Source organism: Micromonospora cabrerizensis (assembly GCF_022230955.1).
Lineage (GTDB): Bacteria > Actinomycetota > Actinomycetes > Mycobacteriales > Micromonosporaceae > Micromonospora > Micromonospora cabrerizensis.
In genome coordinates this window covers 114,725-131,393 of the sequence record NZ_JAKKFI010000077.1, presented here as the reverse complement: position 1 = coordinate 131,393, position 16,669 = coordinate 114,725, and the positions used below count along the sequence as shown (strand labels likewise).

19 protein-coding genes are annotated in these 16,669 nt (G+C 72.8%); 11 read left to right on the top strand and 8 right to left on the bottom strand.

Annotation, left to right across the window (positions count from 1 at the left end):
* From LADH09A_RS19785 to LADH09A_RS19775, 3 genes are all read right to left on the bottom strand, one after another.
* Positions 1–949: hypothetical protein (locus LADH09A_RS19785; RefSeq protein ID WP_238646963.1), on the bottom strand; the 949-nt coding region annotated here is incomplete at its 3' end.
* Between the two features lie 6 nt (positions 950–955).
* Entirely contained in the window at positions 956–1,216 is a 261-nt protein-coding gene (locus tag LADH09A_RS19780; RefSeq protein ID WP_130400840.1) for a hypothetical protein, read from the bottom strand.
* Between the two features lie 152 nt (positions 1,217–1,368).
* Positions 1,369–1,761 carry a PIN domain-containing protein gene (locus LADH09A_RS19775; RefSeq protein WP_238646962.1) on the bottom strand — a complete coding sequence of 131 codons (393 nt, stop codon included), beginning with the start codon at positions 1,759–1,761 and terminating at the stop codon, positions 1,369–1,371.
* 140 nt (positions 1,762–1,901) lie between these two features.
* On the opposite strand from LADH09A_RS19775, the gene LADH09A_RS19770 reads away from it, so the two are divergent.
* Genes LADH09A_RS19770 through LADH09A_RS19760 form a run of 3 tightly spaced genes read left to right on the top strand, consistent with a single transcriptional unit; the run spans position 1,902 to position 5,007 of the window.
* The gene (locus LADH09A_RS19770; protein ID WP_238646961.1) at positions 1,902–4,457 is read left to right on the top strand and encodes an ATP-dependent Clp protease ATP-binding subunit; all 2,556 of its coding nucleotides are present in this window, start codon (positions 1,902–1,904) and stop codon (positions 4,455–4,457) included.
* On the top strand, positions 4,454–4,657 hold the full coding sequence (locus LADH09A_RS19765) for a hypothetical protein (RefSeq protein WP_238646960.1): 204 nt from the start codon (positions 4,454–4,456) through the stop codon (positions 4,655–4,657). The genes LADH09A_RS19770 and LADH09A_RS19765 overlap by 4 nt, the downstream gene beginning before the upstream one ends.
* Positions 4,657–5,007 carry a DUF3140 domain-containing protein gene (locus LADH09A_RS19760; RefSeq protein ID WP_238646959.1) on the top strand — a complete coding sequence of 117 codons (351 nt, stop codon included), beginning with the start codon at positions 4,657–4,659 and terminating at the stop codon, positions 5,005–5,007. Before LADH09A_RS19765 ends, LADH09A_RS19760 begins: the two co-directional genes overlap by 1 nt.
* Positions 5,008–5,060: 53 nt before the next feature.
* Here LADH09A_RS19760 and LADH09A_RS19755 read toward each other — a convergent pair whose 3' ends face one another.
* From LADH09A_RS19755 to LADH09A_RS19745, 3 genes are all read right to left on the bottom strand, one after another.
* Positions 5,061–5,306, bottom strand: a complete 246-nt coding sequence (locus tag LADH09A_RS19755) for a hypothetical protein (RefSeq protein WP_238646958.1) — start codon at positions 5,304–5,306, stop codon at positions 5,061–5,063.
* Between the two features lie 58 nt (positions 5,307–5,364).
* On the bottom strand, positions 5,365–6,345 hold the full coding sequence (locus LADH09A_RS19750) for a LysR family transcriptional regulator (protein WP_238646957.1): 981 nt from the start codon (positions 6,343–6,345) through the stop codon (positions 5,365–5,367).
* An 86-nt stretch (positions 6,346–6,431) separates the two neighbouring features.
* Positions 6,432–7,040 carry a hemerythrin domain-containing protein gene (locus LADH09A_RS19745; RefSeq protein ID WP_238646955.1) on the bottom strand — a complete coding sequence of 203 codons (609 nt, stop codon included), beginning with the start codon at positions 7,038–7,040 and terminating at the stop codon, positions 6,432–6,434.
* 182 nt (positions 7,041–7,222) lie between these two features.
* Between LADH09A_RS19745 and LADH09A_RS19740 the strand changes: the two genes are divergently transcribed.
* Positions 7,223–8,551, top strand: coding sequence for a M20/M25/M40 family metallo-hydrolase (locus LADH09A_RS19740; RefSeq protein WP_179778959.1), 1,329 nt, complete (start codon positions 7,223–7,225; stop codon positions 8,549–8,551).
* A 58-nt stretch (positions 8,552–8,609) separates the two neighbouring features.
* Positions 8,610–9,272, top strand: a complete 663-nt coding sequence (locus LADH09A_RS19735; protein WP_238646953.1) for a hypothetical protein — start codon at positions 8,610–8,612, stop codon at positions 9,270–9,272.
* Positions 9,273–9,324: 52 nt separating this feature from the next.
* Here LADH09A_RS19735 and LADH09A_RS19730 read toward each other — a convergent pair whose 3' ends face one another.
* Both LADH09A_RS19730 and LADH09A_RS19725 read right to left on the bottom strand, forming a co-directional pair.
* Positions 9,325–9,516: a DUF5703 family protein gene (locus LADH09A_RS19730; RefSeq protein ID WP_013734349.1), complete on the bottom strand. Its 192-nt coding sequence runs from the start codon at positions 9,514–9,516 to the stop codon at positions 9,325–9,327.
* Between the two features lie 158 nt (positions 9,517–9,674).
* Positions 9,675–10,646 (bottom strand): aldo/keto reductase, encoded by a 972-nt coding sequence (locus LADH09A_RS19725; protein ID WP_088948054.1) that lies wholly within the window; start codon positions 10,644–10,646, stop codon positions 9,675–9,677.
* A gap of 185 nt (positions 10,647–10,831) precedes the next feature.
* Here LADH09A_RS19725 and LADH09A_RS19720 point away from each other — a divergent pair, with 185 nt between their 5' ends.
* The 6 genes from LADH09A_RS19720 to mshC all read left to right on the top strand — a co-directional run bounded on the left by LADH09A_RS19720 (position 10,832) and on the right by mshC (position 16,439).
* Complete coding sequence (locus tag LADH09A_RS19720) at positions 10,832–11,884, top strand: LLM class F420-dependent oxidoreductase (RefSeq protein ID WP_238646950.1); 1,053 nt, start codon at positions 10,832–10,834, stop codon at positions 11,882–11,884.
* Positions 11,881–12,717 carry an undecaprenyl-diphosphate phosphatase gene (locus tag LADH09A_RS19715; protein ID WP_238646949.1) on the top strand — a complete coding sequence of 279 codons (837 nt, stop codon included), beginning with the start codon at positions 11,881–11,883 and terminating at the stop codon, positions 12,715–12,717. The genes LADH09A_RS19720 and LADH09A_RS19715 overlap by 4 nt, the downstream gene beginning before the upstream one ends.
* Positions 12,718–12,844: 127 nt before the next feature.
* Positions 12,845–13,549 (top strand): MSMEG_4193 family putative phosphomutase, encoded by a 705-nt coding sequence (locus tag LADH09A_RS19710; protein WP_238646947.1) that lies wholly within the window; start codon positions 12,845–12,847, stop codon positions 13,547–13,549.
* Positions 13,550–13,733: 184 nt separating this feature from the next.
* Positions 13,734–14,318 carry a DUF3090 domain-containing protein gene (locus LADH09A_RS19705; RefSeq protein ID WP_238646946.1) on the top strand — a complete coding sequence of 195 codons (585 nt, stop codon included), beginning with the start codon at positions 13,734–13,736 and terminating at the stop codon, positions 14,316–14,318.
* A complete protein-coding gene (locus LADH09A_RS19700) occupies positions 14,315–15,133 on the top strand; it encodes an SCO1664 family protein (protein WP_238646945.1) in 819 nt (272 codons plus the stop codon). Before LADH09A_RS19705 ends, LADH09A_RS19700 begins: the two co-directional genes overlap by 4 nt.
* 67 nt (positions 15,134–15,200) lie before the next feature.
* Complete coding sequence (mshC, locus tag LADH09A_RS19695) at positions 15,201–16,439, top strand: cysteine--1-D-myo-inosityl 2-amino-2-deoxy-alpha-D-glucopyranoside ligase (protein ID WP_238646943.1); 1,239 nt, start codon at positions 15,201–15,203, stop codon at positions 16,437–16,439.
* The last annotated feature ends 230 nt before the right edge of the window (positions 16,440–16,669 follow it).

The window sequence follows — 16,669 nt, the reverse complement described above, 5'->3', positions numbered from 1 at the left end:
CCCCGCCCGGCTGCCCCGCGCCCGCCGGTTGACCGGCCCGCGCCGGCTTACCCGCGTCGCCACGCTGCCCCGAGCCCGCCGGTTCTCTCGCGCCCGCCGGCTCTCTCGCGCCGCCCGTGGGGAGGTCCCGGCCGAGTCGGGCGAGCAGCAGCCCGGTCGCCACCCCGGCGGTGACCGCGGAGTCGGCGGCGTGCGGCGGCTCCCCGGAGGCGCGCGGTGGCGGCATCCGGCACACCCGGGTCAGCAGTGTCTCCAGCACCGGTGGTGGCAGCCCGGGCAGCAGGTCGCGTACGCGCCCGTCCAGCTCCCCGCGCAGCCGACCGAGGTCGGTGGCGCGGGGCGGGTGCCCCAGCAGTTCACCGGCCAGCTCGCGCAGCAGGGGTGGCGCCAGCGCCGCCATGCCCAGCCCCACGTCGGCCGAGGCCCGGCGCAGCTCCTTGCGCAGCCGGTCCCGGTCGCCGGAGCGGACACCACCCACGACTCGGCGCAGCAACTCGTGGGAGTCGTCCACCCGCTCGTCGGGCTCGTCGGCGCCGCCGTCGCGCCCGCCGGTCAGCTCCGCGACCCGCACCGACCACCAGCGGCGCATTCGCACCTGCTCGGCCGGCTCCGGCGCGACGGTGGTCGGCCCTGCGGCCGGCGGCGTGTCGTGTCGGGGAGCACCTTGCTCGGGGCGGGGCGCCGGGGCGCCGTCCGCGCCCAACCCGATCGCGGCCAGGTACGCCGAGAGCTGCTCCTGCGCGACCCGCAACGCGTACCCGGCGCTCTCGGCGTGCTCGGTCGCGGCGGACAGCTCCGGCACCCCCATCGGGTTGGCCGACTCCTGTCGTACCCAGCGCAGTCGCTCCGCGGCCAGGCCGAACTTCTCCAGCGCCTGCCCGAGCAGGGCGACCGGGAACTCCTCGCTGGCGGCACGGACCTGCCCACCGACGTCCTCGATGATGGACATGGTGGCCTACAGGGTGGCGACGTAGAGCTGCGCCTGCTCCACCGCGACCAGTGTCGCGGCGAGACACTCCTCCAGCTCCTGGCTGGCCTGTGTCAGCGACGCCTGGGCCGCCTCCACCGTCTCGTGCCCACTGCCCTCCAGCGCGCCGGCGAGGGTCTGCTGCGCCTCGGACAGTTTCTCGCCGGCCGCCTGCACGGCTGTCTGCCCGTCCCCGATCTGTTGGAGGGCGACATCAATGGCAGCCTTCAACTCGGCGACGCTCGCCACGGCGGAACCTCCTGGGGGCGGGGAGATCTCCATTAGAGCCTATCGGCGGTCACGAAAGAACATCCGCCCTGTCGGTGTTCCTGCCCGCCTGTCCGGAAGGCGCCCGGAAGTGCCGGGAGTCCGTTCTGTGGGAGTCCCAGTGCGAGAATTTCTCAGTTGTCGGTGGGGGTCTCGCGCAGCCAACGCGGGCCGTACACCTCGGCGCCCAGCGCCGTCACCCGCCCGCGCAACTCCCGGTCCGCGGTGACCACCAGCCGGCGGCGCTGCGGCGCGTCGGCCACCAGCTCGACCACCGTGTCGTCTCCGGAGCCGGCGGCGGAGACCACCCGTACGCCCTCGGTGCCCGGCACGTCCCGCGCCGCCCCCTCGACCACCAGCACCACCTCGACCGGGGCGGGCAGCCGGGCGGGCAGCCCGACGGTCGCCACCGGGGCGAGCGAGTCGCGTAACCGGGCCGCGGCGCCGGCACGGTCACGCCACCACCCGTTCGGGCGGGAGCCGACAACGTTGGCGCCGTCCACGATCAGCAGCGGGGTCTCAGTCATCCCGTCAGCCTGCCACCATCGGCCGGTCGCGGCCCGACGCCACTCCCGGAATCCCGGTGCTCCACCACCTGCGGCGTTTGTGGGCGCGCGCGCCGGGTAGCCCCTGCCGACCGTGCCGCGCCCGACTGCGGAGGACAGACATGATGGGACCCGGTGACATCGGCTCCGACCCGTGGGACGAATTCCTGGCCAGGTACTTCGGCCGGGGCGAGGGAGGGCGCCGGCCACCGCACCGGGTCGACATCACCCGACTGATGACGGCCGACGCCCGCGAGATGCTGGCTGACGCGGCCCGGCGGGCCGCCCAACGCCAGAGCAGCGACCTGGACACCGACCACCTGCTCTGGGCGGCGCTGCAACGCGAACCCCTGCGAGATCTCGTACGCCGGGCCGGCGCCGACCCGGACACCCTGCTCAACGCGCTCGGTGGCAAGGGCGACGGCGCGCCGCGCGGGGAGGTGCCACCCAACCTGTCGTTGACCCCCGCCGCCAAGCGGGCGTTGCTCGACGCCCACCAGCTGTCCCGGGCGATGGGTGCCAACTACATCGGCCCCGAGCACATCCTGATGGCGTTGCCGCTCAACCCGGAGTCGCCGGCCGGGCGGATGCTGGCCGCCGGCCGGATCCAACCCGAGTCGTTGCAGGCGGCCAACGCCGAGCGCGGGCCGATGACCGGCCCGAAGCCGGACCGCGGCACCCCGACCCTGGACCAGTACGGGCAGGACCTCACCGAGCTGGCGCGGATGGACCAGATCGACCCGGTGGTCGGACGGGCCGACGAGATCGAGCAGGCCATCGAGATCCTGTCCCGGCGTACCAAGAACAACCCGGTGCTGATCGGCGAGGCCGGCGTCGGCAAGACCGCCATCGTCGAAGGGCTGGCCGAGCGGATCTGCGACGGTGACGTGCCGCAGACCCTGCTCGGCAAGCGGGTCGTCCAACTCGACCTGGCCGGTCTGGTCGCCGGCACCCGCTACCGGGGCGACTTCGAGGAGCGGCTGAAGAAGGTGATCGACGAGATCCGGGCGCACCGGGACGAGCTGATCATCTTCATGGACGAGATCCACACCCTGGTCGGGGCGGGTGGCGCCGGCAGCGAGGGTGGGATGGACGCGTCCAACATGCTCAAACCGGCGCTGGCCCGGGGCGAGCTGCGGGTGATCGGCGCGACCACGCTGGACGAGTACCGCAAGAGCATCGAGAAGGACGCCGCGCTGGCCCGACGCTTCCAGCCGGTGCTGGTGCCCGAGCCCAGCGTCGACGACACCATCGCCATCCTGCGGGGTCTGCGCGACCGGTACGAGGCGCACCACCAGGTGCGCTTCACCGACGAGGCGCTGGTCGCGGCCGCCGAGCTGTCCGACCGGTACGTCACCGACCGGTTCCTGCCGGACAAGGCCATCGACCTCATCGACCAGGCCGGCGCGCGGGTGCGGCTGCGCACCCGCACGCCCGCGTCCGACGTGCGGGAGCTGGAGCAGGAGCTCGACGACGTACGCCGGGACAAGGAGCAGGCCGTCACCGACGAGCAGTACGAGCGGGCCTCCGCGCTGCGCGACCGGATCTCGGAGCTGGAGGAGGGGATCCGACGGGCCAACGGCGACGACGGGTCGTCCTCGCAGGTGCCCGAGGTGAGTCCGAAGGAGATCGCCGAGGTGGTCTCCCGGGCCACCGGCATCCCCGTCAGCCAGCTCACCGAGGAGGAACGGGACCGACTGCTGCGCCTGGAGGGGCACCTGCACCAGAAGGTGGTCGGTCAGGACGACGCGGTCACCGCGGTCGCCGAGGCCGTGCGTCGTTCCCGGGCCGGGCTGGCCGACCCGGAGCGGCCGATGGGCAGTTTCCTGTTCCTCGGCCCGACCGGTGTCGGCAAGACCGAGCTGGCCCGCGCCCTGGCCGAGGCGTTGTTCGGCGAGGCGGACCGGATGGTCCGGGTGGACATGAGCGAGTTCCAGGAGCGCCACACCGTGAGTCGGCTGGTCGGTGCGCCACCCGGATACGTCGGCTACGAGGAGGCCGGTCAGCTCACCGAGGCGGTCCGTCGCCGCCCGTACGCGGTGGTGCTGCTCGACGAGATCGAGAAGGCCCACCCGGACGTGTTCAACATCCTGCTCCAGGTGCTCGACGACGGCCGGCTCACCGACAGCCAGGGCCGCACGGTGAACTTCAAGAACACCGTGTTGATCATGACGAGCAACCTGGGCTCGGAGCTGATCACCGGCGCCCAGCGCTCGGTCGGCTTCGGCAGCGGGGACGTGGGCAGCGAGCAGGAGAGCAACGAGCTGCGGGAGCGGCTGATGCGCCGCCTGCAGGAGAACTTCCGCCCGGAGTTCCTCAACCGCATCGACGAGGTCATCATCTTCCGTCGGCTGGAGGCCGAGCAGCTGCGCGACATCACCGCGCTGCTGTTGGAGGAGACCCGCCGTCGCATGCACGCCCAGGACCTCCAGGTGGAGTTCACCACCGCCGGCATCGACTGGCTCGCCGAGCACGGCTACCAGCCGGAGTTCGGCGCCCGGCCGTTGCGTCGGGTGATCCAGCGGGAGGTGGACAACCACCTGTCCCGGATGTTGCTGGAGTCGGCGATCTCACCGGGGCAGAAGGTCACGGTGGACGTCCGCGACGGTGCGCTCACCTTCGACGTGTCCGCGGGCGAGCGGGGGTACACCGCCGCCACGACCACCCACCCGCGATGAGCGGGCCGGCGCGACGAGACGAGCACGAGGACCCGCACGAGCCTGCGAAATCCCGGGACGAGGACGACCATCCCGACCCGATCCTGGCGCCGCCCACCGCGAACCCCCGCCGAACGCGGGTGCCCGCCGAGGGCCTGCATCCGAAGACCGACCAGGACGACCCGGAGACGTCCGGGCCGCCGCCCGGAGAGGAGACCTGATGGTACGCGAAGCGCGGCTCGACCCCGAGGTGGAAGTGCTCTGGGATGACTTCCACGCCGAGGTCAACGTCCCGTCGGAGCAGTTGCGCACCTGGCTGCTGACCCGGGGTTCCGGGGAGGAGTCGTTCAGCCCGAACCCGAACCTCGACCTGCCCCAGCCGGGCCGGGAGATCCTCAAGGTGCTGAACAAGCGCAAGGTGGACCTCACCCCGGAGGACATCGAGGTGATGCGGGAGGCGGTCGAGCGCATCCGTGAGCTGATGGACGCCAAACCGCCGCGGGGCAACGCCGACGACAGCTGGCGGCACTCGCTGCTCGACCTGGGTCACGACCCGCTCGTCGAACTCTGAGCGACCGCGCGACGGTGCCGTCCCGGGCAGGGACGGCACCGTTCGGCGTCCTGCTACTGGCCCTGGTCAGGTTCCAGGCTCGCGATGGTCAGGCCGGCCGCGTCGGCGGCGGCGTCCCGGTCACCGCGGGTCTGGTCCTCCCGGGTGAGCAGGTTGGCGTACTCGGTGACGTCGGCCGGGTCGGGCACCGTCGGTAGGCGGCGCAGGAAGGCCTCCACCTCGCGGGTGGCGGCGGTGTGCGCGGCAGCCGCCTGGCGCAGCAGTTCGCGGTCGTCGGCGGGCGGGTAGAGGTCGGTCATGTCCGCCAGATACCCGGACAACGGCGGTTCGCACCGCCACCGGCCAGGAATACCCCGCTCAGACCGGTCGGATCCCGCTGGGTTGCCGCACACCGAACCCGGGATTGCTCAGCAGCCAGGACAGGTATTCCGGATGTGGGGCCAACGAGTCGACGTACGCCGCCTTGGCTGTCTGCAACACCAGGTCGGCGCCCTGGGCGGCGAGCGAGTCCGGGTGCCAGCCGAGCAGGAGCCTCCAGCGCAGCGGCGTGCCGGCGAGCCGGCGGGTCACCAGCCCGGCCACCGGGCGGAACGTCGCCTGGCACAGCGCCACCGCCACACCGGCGTCCACCAGGTCGACGCAACCGCGGATGTCGGTCTCGTACACCTTGCGGGGGGTGAAGCCGGCGCGGGCGCAGGCGGCGGCGAAACAGTCGCCGAAGCAGCCGTCGCCCGGCGCGGCCACCCACTGCTCGTGGCGCAGGTCGGCCAGGCGCACCTCGTCGCGCTCGGCGAGGGGGTGCGACTCCGGCAGCAGCACCAGCACCGGGTCGATGGCCACCTCCTGCCAGCTCAACCCGAACCCGGCCGACGGGCTGGCGTCGCCGCACACACCGGTGAGCGCGAAGTCCAGTCGGCCGCCGGCCACCAGCTGCGCCAACTCGTCCACCGACCAGGAGGCGAACGTGGTGATCTGGGCGGGCGGCTGCTCGGCCGCCAGCCGGTGCACCATCCGGCCCAGGATCGGGCTGTTCACCCCGCCGAACCGGTAGCAGGCCGGCGCGCCACCGGCGCCGGCCAGCCGGGCCGCCTCGTCCTGGAGCCCCTTCATCGCCGGCAGCAGGACCCGGGCCCGGGCCAGCACCAGCTCGCCGAGCGCGGTGGGCCGGGCACCGCGCCGGTCCCGGTCGAACAGCGGGCCGCCCAGCGTCCGTTCGATGCGCTGGAGCTGGGCGGTGAGCGCGGGCTGGGCCAGGCCGAGCACCGACGCCGCCTTCGTCACACTCCCCGTCTCAGCGATCGCGCAGACCACCCGCAGGTGACGCAGCTCCAGGTTCATAGGGTGACGGTAGGACCACGCGTCAGCCTGCGGAATAGCCCGAGCGGATCGGTGATAATGAATGCATTGGCGAGCGTGGCCTTGCCTCAGTCGCGGGGTGGCTCCGGCAGGTCCGCCAGGTACGTCGGCCGCCGGGTCACCGCGTCGAGCACCTTGTCCACCACACCGACCGCCGGCTCCACGATCCGGTTCCACGGAGGGGTGGCCGGAGTCCCCGGGTGCGGCCGGGTGGGCGCCGCCTCCTCGGCGATCTGCAACCGGTTGCCCAGGCGGATCAGCTCCTCCTCGGTCGCGACCGCGCGCAGCTCCGTGACGAGCCCGCCCACCCCCTCGACGTGCTGGCGGACCCGCTCGGCGACGTCGGTCAGCGCCTCGTCGGTCAGCCCCTTCAGGGCGTTCAGCAGACCGGCGTCGGCGTCGATCTCGGCGTCCACCCGCTCGGTCGCGCCCGGCAGCGCGGCGCGCACCGCCGGCAGCAGGTACTGCTCCTCGGCGGACAGGTGCCGCGACAGCGCGGCGGTGAGCACCGGCAGCCCCTCCTGCGGCGTGGCGTCCGGGCCGGTCAGCTGGTCCAGCAGCGCCAGCAGCTGCCGGTGCTCGTGGTCTACCAGGTCGGCGATGCTGCGACCACCGGGCCGGAAGCCCTCCTCGGGTGCGGGTGCGGGCGGCAACGGCGGCAGGGGAACGGCGGACATGGTGCCCTCCTCGACTGGCGGGCGGAAGCTCCGGCAGGGACGTACGGTCGCAGGCGGCGGTACCCGAACGCGCTCACGGCGAAACCGACCCGTCGATGCGTCGACCCGTCCGCACCGCCGCGCCGGCCGGTCCGCGCCGGTGCGCCGGCCTGTCGAGCGGCGCGGGCTGGTATGAAGAGGCGATGACGAGCGATGCCGCCTCCGCCCGACCCGACCCCACCGCAGAGGTCGTGGACCTCTGCCGCGACCTGCTGCGCATCGACACCACCAACACCGGGGACAACGACACCAGCGTCGGCGAGCGCCGCGCGGCCGAGTACGTGGCGGAGAAGCTCGCCGAGGTGGGGGTGGAGTCCGTCCTGCACGAGTCCGCGCCGGGCCGGGCGAACGTGGTGGCCCGCATCCCGGGCGCCGACCCGAGCCGGGGCGCGCTGCTGGTGCACGGCCACCTGGACGTGGTGCCCGCCGACGCCGACGAGTGGTCGGTGCACCCCTTCTCCGGCGAGCAGCGCGACGGCTACCTGTGGGGCCGGGGCGCCATCGACATGAAGGACTTCGACGCGATGGTGCTCGCCGTGGTGCGGCACTGGCAGCGCACCGGCGTACGCCCCCCGCGCGACATCGTGCTCGCGTACACCGCCGACGAGGAGGCGGGCAGCGACTACGGCGCGCGCTTCCTGGTGGACAACCACCGTGGCCTCTTCGACGGGTGCACCGAGGCGATCGGCGAGGTCGGCGGCTTCTCCTACTCGGTCAACGACAACCAGCGGCTCTATCTCATCGAGACCGCCGAGAAGGGCATCGACTGGCTGCGGCTGCACGCCAAGGGCCGCCCCGGGCACGGCTCGATGATGCACGACGACAACGCGGTCACCGCGCTCGCCGAGGCGGTCGCCCGGATCGGCCGGCACCGCTTCCCGGTGGTCGTCACCGACACCGTACGGGCGTTCCTGACGGAGGTCTCCGACCTGCTCGGCATCGAGCTGGACCCGGACGACCCGGAGACGGCCATCGCCAAGCTCGGCCCGATCGCCAACATCATCGGCGCGACGATCCGCAACACCGCCAACCCGACCCGGTTGAGCGCCGGCTACAAGGACAACGTCATCCCGGGCCGGGCCACCGCCACCATCGACTGCCGCAGTCTGCCCGGCCAGTCCGAGCTGTTGGAACGGCAGCTGCGTGAGCTGGTCGGCCCGGACATTGCGATCGAGTACGTGCAGCGGCAGCCGGCCCTGGAGACCACCTTCGACGGTGACCTGGTCGAGGCCATGTCGGCGGCCCTGCGCGCGGAGGACCCGGGTGCCCGGCCGGTCCCGTACATGCTCTCCGGTGGCACCGACGCCAAGGCGTTCTCCCAGCTCGGCATCCGCTGCTTCGGGTTCGCCCCGCTCCGGCTGCCCGCCGACCTGAACTTCTCGGCGTTGTTCCACGGCATCGACGAGCGCGTTCCGGTGGACGGACTACAGTTCGGCGTGCGGGTGCTCGACCGGTTCCTCCGTACCTGCTAGCCGTGTCCGGCAGTTGCCGCCGGCGCGCAATCTCCCCATCGTGAAGGGACTGCCCCACATGACCGACCAGCACGGTGAGCTGGACGCCGCTCTCGAGCGCGTGATCGAAGCGGCCCGCCACCACCTGGCCGCCGTACGCGCCGCTCAGGGCCGCGTCGACGACGACGACGTCTGGCAGGCGTACGTGGCGTTGAACAACGCCTCCTTCGCCTACGACGAGCGGTTGCTCGACGCCTTCGGCGAGGTGACGCCGTGGGATGTCGACTCGATCGACCCGGATGAGGCCGACGAGCGCTTCGGCGGCGTCGACGGGGCCGAGGCCAGCGACCCGCACCCGCGGGTGATCTCGGTGCGCCAGCGTCGCGACTACCGGGTGCCGAGCGTCGCCGCGCTGCTGCGGGTGGCCGAGGCTGCCCGGCGCGAGGGCACTCCCGAGGACGACGAGCCGGCACCGGTGGAGGGCGTCGGCGAGGCGGTGCTGGAGCTGCTGCAGAGCGGCGACGGCTCGCTCGGCGCGCTGGACGTCCCCGAGCTGGAACCCCTCGACGGGGTGGTCATGGTCAGCGAGGTCGGCACTCCGGTCGACCTGGAGTCGTTCGACGACGACGACGCGGTCGGCCCGTTCCAGCCGGCGGTCGACGACCGGCTGGTCGGTCGGCTCGACGAGCACCCGTTCCTGGAGCTCGACGACGATCACGACCACGCCGGGCACCAGCACTAGGTCGGATGATGCCCGGGGCCCGAGCGGGCCCCGGGCGTTCCCGCCCGGATCTTCAGTACGACAGGCCCGGCTGCGGCTGGTTGACGCGGCGACGACGCAGCACCACCTGCCGCGTGCCGTCGCGGTACAGCCGCACCCGGGCCAGCTCCCACCCGGAGAACTCCGCCTGGATCGCCAGCTGCGCCGCGGCGGTCAGCCGGTCGACGTTCGGCGGCAGCCGCAGCGGCGCGTATTCGTAGTCCATGCCATCCATGCTGCCCAGCCCAGCGGCCATTCGCCACCCCCTCCGGGGTGACCAACGACGCTGCCGTGGGCGGTTCGTGCCGCCCTGTGCGTGCCCGCGCCGAACCGGACACCCGCCGTGCCGCGCCGCTGCCGCCCGGACAGGGCACCGCTGACGGGTCAGCCGTCGCGTTCGGGGTAGCCCACCGGCACCGCCGAGACGTCGTCCAGCGCGGTGGTGATCTCCTCGGGCAGTGTGATCCGTTCCACCTGGAGCGCGCCGAGCAGCTGCCCCACCGTCCGGGCGCCGAGGATCGGTGCGGTCACCCCGGGCCGGTCCCGGATCCAGGCCAACGCCACCTCCAGCGGCGACACGCCGAGCCCGCCGGCCGCGGTCGCCACCGCCTCCACGATGCTGGAGCAACGCGGGTCCAGGTACGTGGCGACGAACCGCTCGAAGTGCGGCGACGCGGCCCGCGAATCCGCCGGACGGCCGTGCCGGTACTTACCGGTGAGCACTCCTCGGCCCAGTGGCGACCAGGGCAGCACGCCGAGACCGAGCGCGTCGCAGGCGGGCAGCACCTCCCGCTCCACACCGCGCTCCAGCAGCGAGTATTCGACCTGGGAGGCGACCACCGGGGCCCGCCCGGGCCAGGCGGTCTGCCAGGCGGCGGCCCGCGCGGTCTGCCAGCCGGAGAAGTTCGACACCCCGACGTAGCGGACCTTGCCGCTGGCCACCGCGTGGTCCAGAGCGGCCAGGGTCTCCTCCAGCGGGGTGTCCGGGTCGTACCCGTGCACCTGGAACAGGTCGACGTGGTCGGTGCCCAGCCGGCGCAGCGACGCGTCCAGCGTCCGCAGCAGATGCCCCCGGGAGCCGTCCCGGCGCCGGCCGCTGCCCGGGCGCAACCCGGCCTTGGTGGCGATCAGCAACTCCTCGCGGGGCACGAGGGAGCCCAGCAGTGAGCCGATCACCGACTCGGCGTCGCCGTCGCCGTACACGTCGGCGGTGTCGATCAGGTTGCCGCCCGCGTCCAGGTAACTCTTCAGCTGGGCGGCCGCATCGTCGGCGTCGGTGTCCCGGCCCCAGGTCATGGTGCCGAGCGCGAGCCGGGAAACCGCCAGCCCGCTTCGGCCGAGCGGTCGCTGTTGCATGGGTGAACCTTATTTCGAACCTGCCGCCAGAGATATCCTCGCTCCCGTATCTCTGCCGGTTCTGCCGGTTCCGCCGCCCGGGGCTGCCCCGATGGAGGGGGACCAAAGGTGTCGAGCCGGTGATCGAGTCCGTTATCGGCATTGCGTAACCTGGTGCGACCTGTGCCACGGATGGGGGAGGACCAGTGCGACTCGGGCTCAGTCTCGGATACCAGACGGCGTGGAGCACACCGGCCGACCACCTGGCGTTGGCCCAGGAGGCGGACCGGCTGGGTTACTCGGTGGTGTGGGCGGCGGAGGCCTACGGCTCCGACTCGCCCAGCATGCTCGCCTGGATGGCCGGCCAGACCGAACGGATCGACGTCGGCGCCGCGGTGATGCAGATCCCCGCGCGGACGCCGGCGGCCACCGCCATGACCGCCGCCACCATCGACGCGCTCTCCGGTGGTCGGTTCCGCCTCGGCCTGGGCGTGTCCGGCCCGCAGGTGTCCGAGGGCTGGCACGGTGTGCGGTTCGCCAAGCCACTCGCCCGGACCCGCGAGTTCGTCGACATCGTCAAGCTGGCCATCGCCCGCAAGGAGGTGGCGTACGACGGCGAGCACTACACGCTGCCGCTGCCGGACGGTCCCGGCAAGGCCCTGCGGCTGGGCTTCCACCCACCACGTGACCACATCCCGATCTACCTGGCCGCGGTCGGCCCGAAGAACCTGGAGCTGGCCGGCGAGATCGCCGACGGGTGGCTGGCCGTGTTCTACGCGCCGGAGTTCGCCGAGGAGCAGCTCGCCTCGGTCCGCGCCGGGCGGGCCAAGGTCGGCAAGGAGCTGGCCGGGTTCGACGTGGTGCCGTCGGTGCCCGTGGTGATCGGTGACGACGTGGCCTCCTGCGCCGAGCTGGTGCGCTGGTACGCCGCGCTGTACGTGGGCGGCATGGGCAGCCGCCAGCAGAACTTCTACAACCAGCTCGCCACCCGGATGGGCTACGGCGACGCCGCCCGCGAGGTGCAGGACCTGTACCTGGCCAAGCGGCAGCGCGACGCCGCCGCCGCCGTGCCGATGGAGTTCATCGACCGCACCTCGCTGCTCGGCCCGAAGGAGCGCATCGCCGAGCGGATGCGGGAGTACGCCGCCGCCGGCGTCACCACGCTGTCGGTGACCCTGTTCGTGGCCGACCGGGACAGCGGTGTGCAGACCCTGCGTACCGTCGCCGAGGCACTCGACCTCTCGGGAGTCGGCGAGTGACCTGGGTCGAGGCCATCGTCCTGGGCATCGTCCAGGGACTGACCGAGTTCCTCCCGGTCAGCTCGTCGGGGCACCTGCGAATCACCTCGGCGATCTTCTTCGACCAGGACGCCGGCGCGTCGTTCACCGCGGTCACCCAGCTCGGCACCGAGGCGGCCGTGCTGATCTACTTCGCTAAGGACATCTGGCGGATCACCCGGACGTGGCTGGTCGGCATCCGGGACACGTCGGTGCGCTCCAGCCTCGACTACCGGATGGGCTGGTACGTGATCGTCGGCTCGATCCCGATCGGGCTGTTCGGCTTTCTGTTCAAGGACCAGATCAAGACCGCCGGGCGCAACCTGTGGGTGGTGGCGACCACGCTGATCGTGTTCGCCTTCGTGCTGGCGTTCGCCGAGTACTGGGGGCGGCAGACCCGTACGCTGCAGAACTTCCGGATGAAGGACGGCGTGGTGATGGGCTTCGCCCAGGCCATGGCGCTGGTGCCCGGGGTGTCCCGCTCCGGCGGCACGCTCACCGCCGGCCTGCTGCTCAACCTCACCCGGGAGGCGGCGGCGCGGTACTCGTTCCTGCTGGCCATCCCGGCGGTGGTGATGTCCGGCGTGTTCAGCCTCGGGGACGTCTTCGAGCCGTCCGCCCCGGGGACGTCCACGCCGTCGGTGGCCCAGATGATCGTGGCGACGGTCATCGCCTTCGCCATCGGCTACGCGGCCATCGCCTGGCTGCTGCGCTACGTCGCCCACCACACCCTGTACGTCTTCGTGCTGTACCGGGTCGCGCTGGGCACCCTGGTCCTGGCGCTGCTGATGACCGGCACGATCAGCGCCACCTGACCCGCCCGAATCGTCGACGGCCCCCTGTCCCCCCTGCTGGGCGGAACAGGGGGCCGCAGTCGTCGTCGGGGTGGGGCTCGGAGCCCGCGACCGCCCGGGGCGCAAGGCAGGTCATAGGGTAGGCAGCGTGGCGACCCTTCTGCTTCTGCGACACGGCCGGACCACGGCGAACGCCGATGGCGGCCTCGCCGGCCGGCAACCGGTCGAGCTGGACGACACCGGGCGCGCCCAGGCCGCCGCGGTGGGTGAGCGGTTGCGGGCGGTGCCGCTGGCGACCGTGGTGACGAGCCCGCTGATCCGCTGCCGGCAGACCCTGGAGCTGGCGCTTCCGCAGGCCACCCCGGTCGTCGAGGACGGGCTGATCGAGTGTGACTACGGCAGCTGGGAGGGGCAGCCGCTGAAGAAGCTCGCCAAGGAGCCGCTCTGGCCGGTGGTCCAGCAGCGCCCCAGCGCGGCGGTCTTCCCGGGCGGGGAGGCGATGGCGTCGATGGCCGCGCGGGCGGTGGCGGCGGTGCGGTCCTGGGACGCCCGGGTGAGCGACGAGCACGGGCCCGAGGCGGTGTGGCTGGCGTGCAGCCACGGTGATGTGATCAAGGCCATCGTGGCGGACGCGCTCGGCGTACACCTGGATCTTTTTCAGCGGATCGTGGCCGACCCGGCGTCGGTGACCGCGATCCGGTTCACGCCGCTGCGACCTTTCCTGGTCCGGTTGAACGACACCGGCGGTGACCTCGCCGCCCTGGTGCCGCCGCCGCGCAAGCGGCGTCGGCGGGCGCCCCGCGCGACCGATTCGGACGCCGCGGTCGGCGGTGGGGCGGGTGCGGTCTCGTGACGACGCCGGTCGGTGGCCGCCGGGCCGCGACACCCCCGCTTGATCGTCGGCTGAGGCGGGCCGAGGCCGGCGGCGGGGCCGCCACGCCCGGGAATAGCCGCTGGTACGCCGGGCGCGCCGCCCTCCGGACGATTCGGGTCGGTGGGGTGCGCGGTGCCATGGCGGGCCGGATAGGGTCGTGGGTATGACCCACCAGGTGCACGCCTTCGAACCGCCGGAGCGGTTCGTCGCCGGGACTGTCGGGGCGCCGGGGGAGCGCACGTTCTTCCTGCAGGCTCGCGGCGGCGGCCGGCTGGTCAGCGTCGCGCTGGAGAAGGTCCAGGTGTCCCTGCTCGCCGAAAAGCTGGAGGAGCTGCTCACCGAGGCGCAGCGTCGCTTCGGGGTGGATCTGCCCGAGCTGGCGCCGGTGATCGGCGACAACGAGCCACTGGACACTCCGGTCGACGAGGAGTTCCGGGTCGGGACCCTCGGGCTGGCCTTCGACGTGGACACCGCGACCGTGGTGATCGAGGCGATCGCCGCGGGCGAGGTGGAACCCGAGGTCGAGCTGGGCGACGAGGACGACGAGGACGAAGACGACGACGAGGACGAAGAGCCGGACGAGGACCTGGACCGGCTCCGGGTCCGGCTCACCCCGCAGGCGACCCGCCAGTTCATCGAGCGGGCCCGGCGAGTGGTCAACGCGGGCCGGCCGCCGTGCCCGCTCTGCGGCCAACCGTTGGACCCCGCCGGGCACCTGTGCCCGCGGCACAACGGTTATCACCGGTGACCTCGTCCGGCCTCCAGCCTCGCCAGGACGGCGACGCCGCGCTGCGGCTGCTGCGTGACGGCGTGCTCGACCTGGAGGGTCGGCTGGTCGACGCGTCGAACACGACGCTGCGCGGCATCCTGACCCTGGAGGGGGTCAGTGCCCGCTGCGTCTACAAGCCGGTGCGGGGCGAGCGCCCACTCTGGGACTTCCCCGACGGCACCCTGGCCGGCCGGGAGGTCTCGGCGTACCTGGTCTCCCGTGCGACGGGTTGGGATCTGGTGCCGCCCACCGTGCTGCGCGACGGCCCCTTCGGCCCCGGCTCCTGCCAGTTGTGGATCGACGAGCCGGAGGACGCCGAGCCGCTGGTCGGGTTCCTACCGGCCGGGGAGCTGCCGCCACGCTGGTTCCCGATCGCCGCGGCCCGCGACGACGACGGTGCCGCGTACGCCCTCGCCCACGCCGACGACCCACGGTTGGCCCGCCTCGCGGTGCTCGACGCGGTGATCAACAACGCGGACCGCAAGGGCGCCCACGTGCTGGTCGGGGCCGACGATCGGATCTACGGCGTGGACCACGGGGTGAGCTTCCACGTGGAGGACAAGCTGCGCACGGTGCTCTGGGGTTGGGCCGGCAAGCAGCTGCCCACGGACGCCGTGGAGATGCTCGACGGGCTCGCCGGGCAGATCACCGGGCCGCTCGGCGCGGAGTTGGCCGAGCACCTCACCATCAGCGAGGTGGCCGAGGTGGCCGCCCGGGTCGACCGGTTGCGCGAGACCGGCCGCTTCCCGCAGCCACCGGAGGACTGGCCGGCGATCCCCTGGCCGCCCATGTGACCCGCCTGTCATCTTGATCACCCGTGGGGCGCTCCGGCGTCGTCGTCGGGCTGGCTAGGCTGGTCCCATGGAGTCTTGGGCGGGACACGAGGTGCCACGGCTGCCGGGCAGGGGCGAGCCGCTGGCGTTGTACGACTCGGCGCGGCAGGGTGTCCACCCGAGCGACCCGGCCGACGCGGGGAGCATGTACGTCTGCGGCATCACCCCGTACGACGCCACCCACCTCGGGCACGCCGCCACCATGATCACTTTTGACCTGGTGCAGCGGATGTGGCGCGACGCCGGCCGCCCGGTGCGCTACGTGCAGAACGTCACCGACATCGACGACCCGCTGCTGGAGCGGGCCGCCCGCGACGGCGAGGACTGGGTGGTCCTGGCGATGCGGGAGACGGCGCTGTTCCGCGAGGACATGGAGGCGCTGCGGATCATCCCGCCGGCGCACTACGTGGGTGCGGTCGAGTCCATCCCGGACATCGCCGACAAGGTCGAGGTGCTGGTCAAGGACGGCGCCGCGTACCGCCTCGACGACGGCACCGGCGACGTCTACTTCGACATCTCCGCCACCGGCCGGTTCGGCTACGAGTCGAACCTGACCCGCCAGCAGATGCTGGAGATCTTCCCGGAGCGCGGCGGTGACCCCGACCGCGCCGGCAAGCGCGACCCACTGGACCCGCTGCTGTGGCGTGGCGCCCGCGAGGGGGAGCCGTCCTGGCCGGGTGGGGAGCTGGGGCCGGGCCGCCCGGGTTGGCACATCGAGTGCGCGGTCATCGCGCTCAACCTGCTCGGTGACCGGATCGACGTGCAGGGCGGCGGCAACGACCTGCTGTTCCCGCACCACGAGGCGTCCGCCGCGCACGCCGAGCGACTCACCGGTCAGGCGCCGTTCGCCGAGCACTACGTGCACGCCGGGATGATCGGCCTGGACGGCGAGAAGATGTCCAAGTCCCGCGGCAACCTGGTCTTCGTGTCCCGGCTGCGCGCCGACAGGGTCGACCCGATGGCGATCCGGCTGGCGTTGGTCTCCGGGCACTACCGCAGCGACCGCACCTGGACCGACGACCTGCTCACGGCCGCCCAGGAGCGCCTGGCCCGCTGGCGGCGGGCCGCCGCCGCGCCGGCCGGGCCGTCCGGGGCCGAGCTGCTGGCCGGGGTACGCGAGCGCCTGGCCGACGACCTCGACACCCCCGGCGCGCTGGCGGTCGCCGACCGCTGGGCCGAGGCAACCCTCGCCGGCACCACGGACGACCCCGAAGCACCCGCCCTCTTCACGAACACGGTGGACGCCCTCCTGGGCATCCGCCTCTGACCCACCCGTCCCAGCGGCGAACGCCCGCGCATCGCCGTCGTAGTGCCGCGCCGCCCCGCGCGTGCAGCGCCGCGCGGGCCTGATCCACTCGGCTTTCAGAAAGTCGCGGTGTCCCGCCCGCTCCGACGCCCCGGTTTCCAAGAACCCGAGTCGATCATCACCATGAACCCCGGTCGACCATGAAGTTGGCGGGCGGTTCGATCTCCACCGGACCCGTCAAACTCATGATC